Here is a 12,952-nt window from a genome sequence, read left to right as displayed (position 1 = left end):
CGTACCCCGCGCTCCCGGCTGCTCCGGGGCCGCGGAGAGGGGCTTTCGCCCGGCGGGCGGCCCCTCGGCCCCCGCAGGTATCGTCAAACAGGCGATATCACCCATACCTGCCAGTCAAGGACGGGAGAGCACGCGTGACGCGCAGCGTGTACGTGACCGGGATCGACCGGGGAGACGGCCGCCAGGTCGTCGATCTGGGAGTCATGGAGCTCCTGACACGTCAGGTTGACCGGGTCGGGGTGTTCCGCCCGCTGGTCCACGACGATCCCGACCGGCTGTTCGAGCTGCTGCGGGCCCGCTACCGGCTCTCCCAGGACCCGGGGACGGTCTACGGCCTCGACTACCACGAGGCGTCCGCGATCCAGGCCGAGCAGGGTACCGACGAACTCGTCTCCCGGCTCGTCGACCGCTTCCACCGGGTCGCCCAGGCGTACGAGGTGGTCATCGTGCTCGGCACCGACTTCGCGGCCACCCAGCTCCCCGACGAGCTGGCCCTCAACGCCCGCCTCGCCAACGAGTTCGGCGCCTCGGTCATCGCGGTGGTCGGCGGCCAGGAGCAGAACGCGGAGTCCGTGCGGGCCGAGACCCGCAACGCCTACCGCGCGTACGCCGGTCTGGGCTGCGACGTGGTCGCGATGGTGGTGAACCGGGTGGCCGCAGAGGACCGCGAGGTCATCGCGGAGCGGCTCGCGGCCACGCTGCCCGTCCCCATTTCCGTACTGCCCGACGATCCGGCCCTCTCGGCGCCGACGGTCGCCCAGATCACCGCGGCGCTGGACGGGACGGTGCTGCTGGGCGACGACGCGGGGCTGGCCAGGGACGCGCTGGGCTTCGTGTTCGGCGGCGCGATGCTGCCGAACCTCCTGAAGGCGCTGACGCCGGGCTGCGTGGTGGTGACGCCCGGGGACCGGGCCGATCTGGTGGTCGGCTCGCTGGCCGCGCACAGCGCCGGGACCCCGCCCATCGCGGGCATCGTGCTGACGCTGAACGAGCGTCCCGGCGAGGAGATACTCACGCTGGCGGCACGGCTCGCACCGGGCACCCCGGTCGTCGCGGTGGCCGACGGTTCCTTCCCCACCGCCGAGAAGCTCTTCGCCCTGGAGGGCAAGCTGAACGCGGCGACGCCGCGCAAGGCCGAGACGGCGCTGGGCCTCTTCGAGCGCCATGTCGACACCGGTGCGCTCCTCGACCGGATCTCGGTCGCCCGCAGCGGCCGGGTCACGCCGATGATGTTCGAGCACGAACTCCTGGAGCAGGCCCGCGCCGACCGGCGCCGGGTGGTCCTGCCCGAGGGCACGGAGGAACGGGTGCTGCGCGCCGCCGACGTACTGCTGCGGCGCGGCGTCTGCGACCTCACCCTCCTCGGTGACCCCGGCGTCATCCGCAAGAAGGCCGCCGACCTCGGCATCGACCTGGCCGGAACCCAGCTCGTCGACCCGCAGACCTCCGAGCTGCGCCAGGGCTTCGCGGAGCGGTACGCGCAGCTGCGGGCCCACCGCGGGGTCACGGTCGAGCTCGCGTACGACGTCGTCTCGGACGTCAACTACTTCGGCACCCTGATGGTCCAGGAGGGGCTCGCGGACGGCATGGTCTCCGGCGCGGTGCACTCCACGGCGGCGACGATCCGGCCGGCCTTCGAGATCATCAGAACGAAGGGGGCCGAGCAGAGCTCGTCAGGCAGGGTGGCGGCGGGCGCTGGGGGGACCAAACCCGATGCCTCGATCGTCTCCTCCGTCTTCTTCATGTGCCTCGCGGACAAGGTCCTGGTGTACGGCGACTGCGCGGTCAACCCGGACCCGAACGCGGAGCAGCTCGCGGACATCGCCGTGCAGTCGGCCGTCACCGCCGCCCGCTTCGGCGTGGAGCCCCGGATCGCGATGCTCTCGTACTCGACGGGGACCTCGGGCACGGGCGCCGACGTCGACAAGGTCCGCGAGGCGACGGAACGGGTGCGTGCGAGTCACCCGGAGCTGATGATCGAGGGCCCGATCCAGTACGACGCGGCGGTGGAGCCGAGCGTCGCCGCGACGAAGCTGCCGGGCTCAGAGGTGGCGGGCCAGGCCACCGTCCTGATCTTCCCGGACCTGAACACCGGCAACAACACCTACAAGGCCGTGCAGCGCTCGGCGGGAGCGGTGGCCGTCGGCCCGGTCCTCCAGGGACTGCGCAAGCCCGTCAACGACCTGTCCCGGGGCGCGCTGGTGCAGGACATCGTCAACACCGTGGCGATCACGGCGATCCAGGCACAGGGCGAGGAGCGACCCGCATGACCACCAACGAAGGCGCCGCAGCAGTCGAGGGGGCGAGCCGGGTGCTCGTCCTCAACTCCGGCTCCTCCTCCGTGAAGTACCAGCTGCTGGACATGCGCGACCACTCCCGGCTGGCGTCCGGGCTGGTCGAGCGGATCGGCGAGGAGACCTCCCGGCTGGTGCACACCCCGCTGACCGGCGGCGGTGGCGAGAGCCGCGAGCGGCTGGGCCGGATCCCCGACCACGACGCGGCGCTCAGGGCGGCCGCGGAGGAGCTGGCCGCCGACGGGCTGGGCCTGGACTCCCCCGAGCTGGCGGCGATCGGCCACCGGGTGGTGCACGGCGGGCTGAGGTTCACCGAGCCGACCCTGATCACCGAAGAGGTGCTGAAGGAGATCGAGCGTCTGGTCCCGGTGGCGCCGCTGCACAACCCGGCGAACATCACCGGCATCCGCACCGCGCAGGCGCTGCGCCCCGACCTGCCGCAGGTCGCGGTCTTCGACACCGCGTTCCACACCACGATGCCGGAGTACGCGGCCCGGTACGCGATCGACGTCGAGACGGCCGACGCGCACCGGATCCGGCGCTACGGATTCCACGGCACCTCGCACGCGTACGTCTCGCGCAAGACGGCAGAGCTGCTGGGCAGGACGCCCGAGGAGGTCAACGTCATCGTGCTGCACCTGGGCAACGGGGCGTCGGCCTCGGCGGTCAGGGGCGGCCGGTGCGTGGAGACCTCGATGGGACTGACCCCCTTGGAGGGGCTGGTGATGGGTACGCGATCGGGAGACATCGATCCGGCCGTCACCTTCCACCTCAAGCGGGTGGCGGGGATGTCGGCGGACGAGATCGACGTCCTGCTCAACAAGAAGAGCGGTCTGGTCGGCCTCTGCGGCGACAACGACATGCGGGAGATCCGTCGCCGGGTCGACGAGGGCGACGAACGTGCCGCCCTCGCCTTCGACATCTACGTCCACCGGCTGAAGAAGTACATCGGCGCCTATTCGGCGGTCCTCGGCCGGGTGGACGCCGTGGTGTTCACGGCGGGGGTCGGTGAGAACTCCGCTCCCGTACGGGAGGCTGCGATCGCCGGTCTGGAGGAGCTCGGCCTGGTGGTGGACGCGGATCTCAACGCCGTACGGTTCGGCGCACCCCGGCTGATCTCGCCGGATTACGCGCGGGTCGCGGTCGCCGTGGTGCCGACGGACGAGGAGCTGGAGATCGCCGGCCAGACCTACGCACTGGTCGACAACTGAGCACCCCCGCGCCCTTTTGTATCTTCCACCAGCCGGAATATTCCGCAGCTAAACAAACCGATAGGATCCGCCTCATGCGCCGTTCCAAAATCGTCTGCACCCTCGGCCCCGCCGTCGACTCCCATGAGCAGCTCGTCGCTCTGATCGAGGCCGGCATGAGCGTGGCCCGATTCAACTTCAGTCACGGTTCCCACGCGGAGCACCAGGGTCGTTACGACCGGGTCCGCGAGGCCGCCGCCGAGACCGGCCGGGCGGTCGGCGTACTCGCCGACCTCCAGGGCCCGAAGATCCGCCTGGCGAAGTTCGCCGAGGGCCCTGTCGAACTGGTCCGCGGGGACGAGTTCGTCATCACCGCCGAGGACGTCCCCGGGGACAAGTCGATCTGCGGGACGACCTACAAGGGCCTGCCCGGAGACGTCGCCAAGGGCGACCCGATCCTGATCAACGACGGCAACGTCGAGCTGAAGGTCGTCTCCGTGGACGGCCCCCGGGTCCACACCATCGTCATCGAGGGCGGGGTGATCTCCGACCACAAGGGGATCAACCTGCCGGGTGCGGCGGTCAACGTCCCGGCCCTGTCGGAGAAGGACATCGACGACCTCCGGTTCGCCCTGAAGATGGGCTGCGACCTGGTCGCCCTCTCCTTCGTGCGGGACGCCGGTGACGTCAAGGACGTCCACAAGATCATGGACGAGGAGGGCCGCCGGGTCCCCGTCATCGCCAAGGTCGAGAAGCCGCAGGCCGTCGAGAACATGGAGGGCGTCGTCGCGGCGTTCGACGGTGTGATGGTCGCCCGTGGCGACCTCGCCGTCGAGTACCCGCTGGAGAAGGTCCCCATGGTGCAGAAGCGCCTGGTGGAGCTCTGCCGCCGGAACGCCAAGCCGGTGATCGTCGCGACCCAGATGATGGAGTCGATGATCACCAACTCCCGCCCGACCCGCGCCGAGGCGTCCGACGTCGCGAACGCGATCCTGGACGGCGCGGACGCGGTCATGCTCTCTGCGGAGTCCTCGGTCGGCGCGTACCCGATCGAGACGGTCAAGACGATGTCGAAGATCGTCGTCGCCGCCGAGGAGGAGCTGCTCTCCAAGGGCCTCCAGCCGCTGGTGCCGGGCAAGAAGCCGCGCACCCAGGGCGGTTCGGTCGCCCGTGCGGCCTGCGAGATCGCGGACTTCCTGAACGGTGAGGCGCTGGTCGCCTTCACCAAGTCCGGCGACACCGCCCGCCGCCTCTCCCGCTACCGCGCGGCCCAGCCCATCCTGGCCTTCACCACGGACGAGTCCACCCGCAACCAGCTGGCCCTCAGCTGGGGCGTCGAGGCGTACGTCGTCCCGCACGTGGACACCACGGACGCGATGGTGGACCTGGTCGACGCGGAGCTGCTGAAGCTGGACCGCTACAGCAACGGCGACACAATGGTCATCACGGCCGGCTCGCCCCCCGGCGTCCCGGGCACGACCAACATGGTGCGCGTGCACCACGTGGGCGGTCAGGGCCGCGACTGACGGCCTCCGCCGCAGACATGACTGTGGGCCGCATCCCCGAAAAGGGGGTGCGGCCCACAGCCGTTGTGCGGCTCCCGAATGGGTCAGGGCTGCGTCAGCCGTCCTGGGTGAAGTAGTTGTGCAGGCCCGGCACCGTCAGCGTCCCGCCGAACTGGCCGGCCTGGGTCACCTTCACCTTGGTGAAGAAGGCGAACGGGACGTTGATCGGCGGCGGCGTCTCGGGGCTGAACGTGATCGGGATGAGGCCGAAGAGGTTGCCCTTCAGCTCCTCCGTGTACATCGTCACCGTGCCGTCTTCGATGGTGGAGTGGGAGCCCTGCTTCGCCTTCACGTGGCCGGTGACGCCCGGCTGCGGGCCGACCGTGAGCTGGTGGAGGTCCTTGATGTCGACGGAGGAGGCGGTGAACTTCAGCACCTTCTTCGTGGAGCCGTCGCCCTTCTGCACCTCCACGATGCCCTTGTAGTCGAGGCCGCTCAGGGTGAGCCGTGAACTCTCCAGGATCCACGGGTCGTTCGGGAGGCGGGGGATGCCCTGCTCCAGATCGGCGTCGGCCAGTGCCTTCGGGTCGGCGGTCGGGCACGGGAAGGAGGGCTTGGCGCCGTCCGGGATGTCCTCGTCCTTCTTGGGGTCGAGTCCCTTGACGTCCTTGTCCAGCTCCTCGACCGGCTTGCCGGCCTTGCCCGCCGCCTCGCGGATGGCTTCGGCGGTCTTGTCGGCCGTGTCCTTCGCCGCGTCCGTGACCTTCTTGACGGGCTTGTCGGCCGGCTTGTCCGCCGCCTTGCCGGAGGCCTTGTCCGAGGACTTCTCGTCCGTGGTGCTCGCGGAAGGCTTCGGGGACGCGGTGGTGGCACTCGGAGAGGGGTCGGGCGTCTTCTTGTCCGGTCCGTCGAAGAGGTCCTTGAGCGCGTCGCCGAGTCCCAGCGGGTCGAGCGGGTTCTTCGACTTGGTGGGCGAGGGGGTCGCGCTCGGCGTTTCGGCCGGGGTGTCGGCGGCCTTCTTCGTGGAGTCCGCCTCCGTGTCGCCCGAGGAGCTCGCGGACGGGGTGGCCGAGGGCTTCGGGGTCGTCGTCCCGTCGCTCTTGTCCGGCGTGGCCTTGTCGCTCGCCGTGGCGGACGGGGACGGCTTTTTCGTCTCCGAGGCGGAGGGCGACGGCGACTCGCTCGGCTCGTCGGAGCGGGTCACGCAGGGGCCGGGCGCGAACGGGATGTCCGTGTTGTCGTCGGCCATCGCGAGCCTGGGGGTGAGCCCCATCCCGACGAAGACAGCCGTCGGCATCGCTGCGAGCGCGAACGCCTTCTTACCGGAGGGCATGTGCAGCTTCGTCAGAAGCGACTTCCTGGGAGCGGCGTGCCGGGGCCCCCTGTGTTCCTGGAGCCCGCTCTCGTCCGAGCGGTTCATCTGCTTGTCGTCACCCCGCACGGTGCCTCCCGCCCTCGGCCTCGGCCGTCGAGTCGTACGGGGCCTGCTGCTCGGGGATGCCCGCCCCTTGGAGCGCGCCCTCGGGAAGCGGCTCGCCCTTCGCGAAGGAGAGGGTGCCTGGGGCCTCCTCGGCGGGAGCGGCCGCGGCCGGCGCGGGCTCTTCCTTCGCCGACGTCTCGCCCGGGACCCACGACACGGAGAGCGCGCCGCCGATCAGGGAGAACAGGAAGCCGATCACGAAGCCGCCGATGTTGGCGACGGGTATGGAGATGAGGGCCAGCAGAATCGCCGCGACACCGGCGAACACGCGGACGATGCTGTGGAACCACATCGTCAGGCCCAGCGTGACGAGCAGGACACCGATGATCAGCGAACCGGCGCCGGCCGTGGTGGACATCGCCAACGTCACGTTGCCGAGGTGCATGTTCGCGTACGGGAAGTACATGATGGGCGCGCCGCCCAGCATGGTGAACAGTCCGGCCCAGAACGGCCGGTCACCCCGCCAGGTGCGGAAGCCTCGCCGGGCGACGGAGAGGTAGTGCTCGTTCTGCCCTTGGGATTCGGGGCTCATGGAAAACAGCTCCCTGGGAACCGGTACTGCTGTGAGAAGGAGAAGGTGGACGGTCGGGGACCCGCTGTGCGCCCCCGACCGCCCGGGCTAGTGCCCTGGGCCGTGTTTCGAAAGTCCCGTCTGCGTGGCAACGCCTGGCACGCCCGCCCTACGGGCGGACGACGCTACTCTCGAAACACGCCCTAGTAGCACTCGTTGACGCCCTTGGACAACGCCAGGTGCAGACCCGGCAGCTTGAACGTTCCTGCCGTGGTGGCCCACGCCTGCTGCTTCACGCCCGTCAGCTTGGCGGTCTCGGCCCGCTGCGAGAACCCGTTCGGGTTGACGTACTTCCCGGCCTTGGGCTGGACGCCCGGGTTCGCCAGATCGCCCGTACGCACACCGATGTCGATATTTCCGAACTCGGCGTCAGCGTTGAGATCCGAGACGTCGAGGTAAAGACCCGTGGCGTCAACCAGTTTGCCATTGGTCTTGGCCGGGTCACCGGCTGTCAGCCGCAGCGTCACGCTGCCCAGCCCGAACGGCAGGTTGGGGGTGACGACCGACTGGCACATCTTGCTGATGGTGGCGTGGCTGAACCCGGAGACGGCCACGGCGTGCGCCTTGCCCTCCTTCGCGGGGTCGGCGCCGTCCTCCGTCGCGATGCTGCCGTACTGGACGAAGTTCTCGCCATTCAGCTCGGCGGCCGAGACCTTGAACTGCTGCCCCGACACGCTGAACGAAGCGGCGAGCGCGCCCTGCGCCAGGCCGACACCCACCGCGGCGGTGGCTATGACGCTCGGCACCATGACGACAGCGAAACGCTTCCATCTCGTGCCACCGCGAACCTGGGAACTCATACTTTTCCTCCTTCTCGGACGTACATCTCCGGCCTGGCATCCTGCCCGACGCGGGATGGGAGAAGTGCTACGTCCTCGGAAAGGAGAGCGCTAGCGAACGGAAACGTGAACCGCGCCCGAAACACCGGCGATCACCCCCGAGCGACAACCACTGGCCACGCGTTCGCGCAACCTCTTCGGACAGGCCCTGCGGGTATGCAGGAACCCCCCTGTCCGGAGCCGGCGCCACTGCCGCCGACCCACCCGGTGGGGACCCAACAGAGCCGCCGCACCGACTGGCAGCCGGACTGACGTTATTGGACCGAGCGTGGCCGATCGTGGTCCATTCGCGGCCGTGACACAAGGGGGTTCGTTACTCACTGGTAACGGCGCGATAACCCAGCCACGACCGGGCGGCACCGAGCGGCCACACAGGGTTGCCCACAACGCACAGACGAATCACGGCATTGGCGGCCGAAGCCGGACAGATCCCGGTCGGTGATTTACTCGGAGTAACAGCCGTTGCTTTTATCAAGATTTGGTAAAGCGCGGGCTTCTCTTATCGTCCTGACGCGAAAACGGCCGCGACTCCCACCAGGAGCCGCGGCCGTGTTGTCAGATCAGAACAAGACGCGCGCGAGAGCGGTGCGCGCGGCGCCGACCCGGGGGTCGTCGGGGCCGATCACCTCGAACAGCTCCAGCAACCGCACCCGCACCCGGTCCCGGTCTTCACCGAAAGTGCGGCGAACCGTCTCGACGAGACGGCCGAACGCGTCCTCGACATGACCGCCCACCAGATCCAGGTCGGCCGCGGCGAGCTGGGCCGGCACATCGGCCGGATTCTCGGCGGCGTCCTTGCGGACCTGCTGCGGGTCCGTCTTCTGGACCCGGGCCAGGAGTTCGGCCTGGGCGAGGCCGAGCTTGGCCTCGCTGTTGGCCGGCTCGTCGGAGAGGACGTTCTTGTACGCCTGGACGGCGCCGGCGAAGTCATTGGCGTCCAGCGCCTGCGCGGCCGCCTCCAGCAGGGCGTCGTACGGCCCGGCGGGCACCGGGGCGGGCTCCCGCACGCCGGCGCCGGGAGCCGCCGCGTCCTGGTCGACCGGGATGCCGGTGAGCCCGAAGCGCTCCTCGCCGACCTGGATCAGCTGGTCCAGGGTCTCCCTGATCTGGGCTTCGGGGGCCGCGCCCTGGAAGAGCGGCAGCGCCTGCCCGGCGACGACGGCGAAGACCGCCGGGATGCCCTGGATCCCGAACTGCTGCATCAGCATCTGGTTGGCGTCGACGTCGACCTTGGCCAGCACGAAGCGGCCGTTGTACTCCTGGGCCAGCCGTTCGAGGAGCGGTCCCAGCTGCTTGCACGGCTCGCACCACTCGGCCCAGAAGTCGATGACGACGGGGACTTCGGCGGAGCGCTGCAGTACGTCGCTCTCGAAGCCCGCCTCATCGACATCGAACACAAGAGAAGAAGCGGGTACGGCGGCGGGGCCACCCTGCCGGGCGGACTCGGCACGGGCCTGCTCCGCTTTTACCTTGGCCTCACCGGCCGCCTTCACCGCGGCGAGGTCGACGACGCCGCTCATGGACATGTTCCTAGGCTGCATGCGTACATCCTCCCCCCTCGGCACACCGTTCCGGAAAGCGATACGTGAACCGCGCCCGTCCGCGACCCCCGCCGGTGTGCGAGGTGTACGGACAGACACGGTCCGAGGGCCCCTGAAAGACCCGGTTCGGCACCCGGTCCCCACCCGGCGCCTGTGGCTGTCGTTCGTCCGTCGCGCGACGACGGCACAGCCGTCGTCCTTACGCTACGACCCGTAGCGTAACTGGCCACAGCCCCTGCTGAACAGGACCACCCGGTGATCTGTCTCACGGCCGACGGGGCCGGTCGAATTTAGCTACTGGCGGGTATGGTCGCGTCATGCTCAGCCGCAGCCACCCCAAACCCGCACGAACGGGACGCCCGCGCAATGCCGCGGCCGATGAGGCGATCCTGGAGGCGACCAGAGCCTCCCTGGTCGACCTCGGCTGGTCGAAGCTGACGATGGGCGATGTGGCGACGCGGGCCGGGGTCGCCAAGACGACGCTGTACCGGCGCTGGGCGGGCAAGAACGAACTGGTCGTGGACGCGGTCGCGGTCCTCTTCGACGAACTGGAACTCCCCGATCTGGGCAGCCTGTCCGCCGATGTGCAGGCGGTGGTGCTCCAGTTCGCCGCGCTGCTGGAGCGGCCGGAGACCCAGACCGCGCTGATGGCGGTGGTCGCGGAGTCGACCCGTGACGAGGCGCTGCGGACCCGGATCCGCGACTCGATCGTGGACCGGCAGAAGCGCCTCGTCCTCCAGGGCCGACAACGGGCCCAGGAACGGGGCGAGTTGCCGGTGGAGCAGGACGAGGTCACGGCGGCGCTGACGGCGGATCTGATCTTCGATGTGATCGCCGGCGCGGTGGTGCACCGGGCACTGGTGAGCGCCGAGCCCGTCGATGCCGACTGGGCCCGGCGCTTCACCCTGCTGCTCCTGGCGGGGCTGGGCGCTGCTGCGACCGAACGGCGCCCCGGGGCCTGAGGGCGCTTTCCCTTCACATGCCCGTACTCGGCACCTCTCAGAACCGGGCCAGATGCTCCACATCGGAGACGTGGAACTGCCCGTAGCCGAACGCCTCGCCGAGGGCCTCGTACCGGGCGTACTGGGCGTCGGTGAGCGGCACCCGACAAACGTTCAGCACGCGGAGGAGGAGCCGGAGACCGAGGTCGGGATCGACCTCGGTGGCGACCAGTTCCAGCCCCCGGACCACGTCGCCGGCCTCATGGCCGTGGAAGGTGGCTGCCTTGGCCGCCAGGGCAGGTGCCGCCGACCTGATGACCTCCACGACCGCGTCCACCGACTCCTCGGCGGCCCTGACCGGCTCGACGTCCGGCACCCGGGCAGGATCAGCCTGCCGCACCTGCCCGGAGCAGACAGCCGCGACCTGACGCAGCCAGTCCCGTCCGTCGACGCCGAAATAGGCGAGGTTGTAGCCCCCTTCCGAGGCCACCGTCCATACCGTGGCGATCACCTCGGTCGGCAGCGACGACTCCTCCAGCCGGACGGCGTCCTCAAGGATCGCCGAGGCGGCCGCTCCGGACGGGTCGTCCGTGTGTCCCGTAGCCGCGTCCGCGATGGTCTCCTCGACGGTCCGTTCGTGGGACCACGGCCCGGCGAAGAACTTGGTCAGCCGGCTGAAGCCGAAGTCCCAGTCAAATCGATGCACTGTCATGGTCGCTCTCAGTTCGGATAGGCGGTGCACACGACGAAGCCACCGCGTCCCTTGTGGGTCCACTTCTTGAGGAGGACAGTCACCTCGTTGCCGACTGTCGTGATGGTGCTGCCGTCAGGATGGTAGGCCTTGCCCAGCGATGGATAGGCGTCCCATTTCCCGTTGATGGTGAAGTAGTCGCCCGGTCCCGCAGTGTTCCGCCACCTCTCCAGCTTGGCGAAGGCGGCCTTGTTCCTGACGCCTCTCGGGTAGAAGTAGTCGGCGACCACCCGGTCCACCGCCTGCTGCGCGATGTCCCCGTTCGTCCATAGGGTGTTCTCGCCAGTGACCGAGCCGAGCGCGACGTTGACGCCGACGACCCGCTTGTCGCCCTTCTCCAGCGAACGCCGTTAGCGGAAGGCCGATTCGGCGATCTCGCCGGTGAACCAGCCGTCCTCGATGCCGCGCAGGATGCCGGAGGTCATCGGGCCGATCGGGTGCTGCCCGTCGGGGTGAGCCCGGGTGCCGCGCTCCCTGATCTGCTCGAAGATCTTCTCGGCGTCCGCCTCGATCCGGTCGGTGAGCTGCTCCACGTACCAGGAACCGCCCAGCGGGTCCGCATCTTCGACGTGATCGCCGGGGCCGTGGTGCACCGGGCACTGGTGAGCGCCGAGCCCGTCGATGCCGACTGGGCCCGGCGCTTCACCCTGCTGCTCCTGGCGGGGCTGGGTGCGGCCGCCGGCGGTTAGCGCCTGGGAGGTTACTTCTGCCAGGCGCAGCTGCCCAGCGTGGCCTTGCCCGCGGCGACCAGGCGGTCCGCCTGCTTCGGCGCCAGCAGCTTGGTGCGGTCGCTGTGGCAGACGACGGTGCGGTCTCCCTGTCCGGCCAGGTCCACCAGGATCTGGTCCCAGTGCCGGTACTGGACGTCATGGCCGGAGTCGGCGTACGTACGGACCACCGGGGTGACCGGCAGCGCCTTGCGCCAGTTGGCCAGGGCGGCGGCCGTCGGGACGGTGGTGTCCTTGTCGCCGCCGTACAGGTAGACGGGCGCCTTCAGCTTCGACAGGTCGGGGCCGGGGCGCTGGCAGTAGAGCCTCTGCTCGTGCACCTGCGGCGCCGGATCGGACTTCTGGCCGCGCTGGTTGTACGTGCGGGCGCCCTCCTCGTACGCGGTGTCGGCGAAGCCCGGGATGGACTTGACGGCACTGTCGTCGGGGAACGCCCACCAGGAGCGCGGGTCGGCTATCGAGTCCTTGACCGCGTCGGTCAGCGCGTCGTCGCTCAGAGAGCAGTACGCGGCCTTCTCGCCGTACGGCGGGAGCGCGGCGGCCAGGTGGAGGGCCTTGATCCGGCCGGGGGCGCGGGCGGCGAGCTCGGCGGCGTACGGGCCGCCGCCGGAGATCGCGATCACCGAGACCTTCTTGACGCCGATCCGGTCCAGGACCTCCAGGGCGTCCTTCGCGAAGTCGGCCTTGCCGAGGGAGGGGTCGTACTCCGTGTCACCGAAGCCGTTGCGCTCCACGGAGATCAGCCGGAGGCCGAACGACTCCCGGGTGGACCGGAAGAAGTCGGTCATGTGCGCGGCGCGCGCGCTGGTTCCGGTGCCGCCGATGTACAGGACCGGGGTGCCGCCCCTGCGCCCTTCGTCGATGTAGTGCGCGGTGCGGCCGCTGGAGAGCTTCGCGGCCTGCACATCCGGGCCGAGCGAGTCGAAGGTGTCCTGCACCCTCGGCTTCGGCGTCGGTGCGGCGCTGACCGCCGTCGAACCGCTGACCAGCAGCGTTCCGAGTACGGCGAGTGCGGCGCCCGCGGCCGCTGTCATTCTCCCGGACAGTCTCACGGTGTTGCCTCCAGAGGGGTACGAGTATCGCGGCTGCGCCTACCCGGGCCCCTGGAGGTG

At 69.7% G+C, this 12,952-nt stretch carries 11 protein-coding genes and 2 pseudogenes; 5 read left to right on the top strand and 8 right to left on the bottom strand.

Annotated elements, in window-relative coordinates; translation table 11 throughout:
- The first annotated feature begins 134 nt into the window (after window positions 1-134).
- From pta to pyk, 3 genes are all read left to right on the top strand, one after another.
- Entirely contained in the window at window positions 135-2,270 is a 2,136-nt protein-coding gene (pta, locus tag ACZ601_RS30930; RefSeq protein WP_469544232.1) for a phosphate acetyltransferase, read from the top strand.
- Window positions 2,267-3,505 (top strand): acetate kinase, encoded by a 1,239-nt coding sequence (locus ACZ601_RS30925; protein ID WP_469544229.1) that lies wholly within the window; start codon window positions 2,267-2,269, stop codon window positions 3,503-3,505. The genes pta and ACZ601_RS30925 overlap by 4 nt, the downstream gene beginning before the upstream one ends.
- Window positions 3,506-3,579: 74 nt before the next feature.
- Entirely contained in the window at window positions 3,580-5,010 is a 1,431-nt protein-coding gene (gene pyk / locus ACZ601_RS30920; RefSeq protein ID WP_327339104.1) for a pyruvate kinase, read from the top strand.
- 94 nt (window positions 5,011-5,104) lie between these two features.
- Here pyk and ACZ601_RS30915 read toward each other — a convergent pair whose 3' ends face one another.
- The 4 genes from ACZ601_RS30915 to ACZ601_RS30900 all read right to left on the bottom strand — a co-directional run bounded on the left by ACZ601_RS30915 (window position 5,105) and on the right by ACZ601_RS30900 (window position 9,420).
- Window positions 5,105-6,430: a hypothetical protein gene (locus ACZ601_RS30915; protein WP_469544227.1), complete on the bottom strand. Its 1,326-nt coding sequence runs from the start codon at window positions 6,428-6,430 to the stop codon at window positions 5,105-5,107.
- Window positions 6,420-7,001 carry a DUF6114 domain-containing protein gene (locus ACZ601_RS30910; protein WP_469544225.1) on the bottom strand — a complete coding sequence of 194 codons (582 nt, stop codon included), beginning with the start codon at window positions 6,999-7,001 and terminating at the stop codon, window positions 6,420-6,422. Before ACZ601_RS30910 ends, ACZ601_RS30915 begins: the two co-directional genes overlap by 11 nt.
- A gap of 182 nt (window positions 7,002-7,183) precedes the next feature.
- On the bottom strand, window positions 7,184-7,840 hold the full coding sequence (locus ACZ601_RS30905) for a DUF6230 family protein (RefSeq protein WP_451304782.1): 657 nt from the start codon (window positions 7,838-7,840) through the stop codon (window positions 7,184-7,186).
- 599 nt (window positions 7,841-8,439) lie between these two features.
- Complete coding sequence (locus tag ACZ601_RS30900; protein ID WP_469544222.1) at window positions 8,440-9,420, bottom strand: tetratricopeptide repeat protein; 981 nt, start codon at window positions 9,418-9,420, stop codon at window positions 8,440-8,442.
- A 317-nt stretch (window positions 9,421-9,737) separates the two neighbouring features.
- Here ACZ601_RS30900 and ACZ601_RS30895 point away from each other — a divergent pair, with 317 nt between their 5' ends.
- On the top strand, window positions 9,738-10,382 hold the full coding sequence (locus ACZ601_RS30895) for a TetR/AcrR family transcriptional regulator (RefSeq protein ID WP_440575678.1): 645 nt from the start codon (window positions 9,738-9,740) through the stop codon (window positions 10,380-10,382).
- A 37-nt stretch (window positions 10,383-10,419) separates the two neighbouring features.
- Here ACZ601_RS30895 and ACZ601_RS30890 read toward each other — a convergent pair whose 3' ends face one another.
- From ACZ601_RS30890 to ACZ601_RS30880, 3 genes and pseudogenes are all read right to left on the bottom strand, one after another.
- A complete protein-coding gene (locus ACZ601_RS30890; RefSeq protein ID WP_469544220.1) occupies window positions 10,420-11,073 on the bottom strand; it encodes a hypothetical protein in 654 nt (217 codons plus the stop codon).
- Window positions 11,074-11,081: 8 nt separating this feature from the next.
- The gene (locus ACZ601_RS30885) at window positions 11,082-11,342 is read right to left on the bottom strand and encodes a hypothetical protein (RefSeq protein WP_469544334.1); all 261 of its coding nucleotides are present in this window, start codon (window positions 11,340-11,342) and stop codon (window positions 11,082-11,084) included.
- A 48-nt stretch (window positions 11,343-11,390) separates the two neighbouring features.
- A pseudogene (locus tag ACZ601_RS30880) lies at window positions 11,391-11,672 on the bottom strand (methylmalonyl-CoA mutase family protein); the annotation flags it as partial.
- Here ACZ601_RS30880 and ACZ601_RS30875 point away from each other — a divergent pair.
- A pseudogene (locus ACZ601_RS30875) lies at window positions 11,673-11,801 on the top strand (TetR family transcriptional regulator); the annotation flags it as partial.
- Between the two features lie 11 nt (window positions 11,802-11,812).
- On the opposite strand, the gene ACZ601_RS30870 reads toward ACZ601_RS30875, so the two are convergent.
- Complete coding sequence (locus ACZ601_RS30870) at window positions 11,813-12,874, bottom strand: alpha/beta fold hydrolase (protein ID WP_469544218.1); 1,062 nt, start codon at window positions 12,872-12,874, stop codon at window positions 11,813-11,815.
- Between the last annotated feature and the right edge of the window lie 78 nt (window positions 12,875-12,952).

Source organism: Streptomyces sp. NPDC104307, assembly GCF_055584045.1.
This window is presented reverse-complemented; position numbering and strand designations above follow the sequence as displayed.

Excerpts from the sequence above, each read along its gene's own strand:
- ACZ601_RS30895 (WP_440575678.1), top strand. The coding sequence starts at position 9,738 with ATGCTCAGCCGCAGCCACCCCAAACCCGCACGAACGGGACGCCCGCGC.
- ACZ601_RS30910 (WP_469544225.1), bottom strand. The coding sequence starts at position 7,001 with ATGAGCCCCGAATCCCAAGGGCAGAACGAGCACTACCTCTCCGTCGCC.
- pyk (WP_327339104.1), top strand. The coding sequence starts at position 3,580 with ATGCGCCGTTCCAAAATCGTCTGCACCCTCGGCCCCGCCGTCGACTCC.
- ACZ601_RS30870 (WP_469544218.1), bottom strand. The coding sequence starts at position 12,874 with ATGACAGCGGCCGCGGGCGCCGCACTCGCCGTACTCGGAACGCTGCTG.
- ACZ601_RS30890 (WP_469544220.1), bottom strand. The coding sequence starts at position 11,073 with ATGACAGTGCATCGATTTGACTGGGACTTCGGCTTCAGCCGGCTGACC.
- ACZ601_RS30925 (WP_469544229.1), top strand. The coding sequence starts at position 2,267 with ATGACCACCAACGAAGGCGCCGCAGCAGTCGAGGGGGCGAGCCGGGTG.
- ACZ601_RS30905 (WP_451304782.1), bottom strand. The coding sequence starts at position 7,840 with ATGAGTTCCCAGGTTCGCGGTGGCACGAGATGGAAGCGTTTCGCTGTC.
- ACZ601_RS30900 (WP_469544222.1), bottom strand. The coding sequence starts at position 9,420 with ATGCAGCCTAGGAACATGTCCATGAGCGGCGTCGTCGACCTCGCCGCG.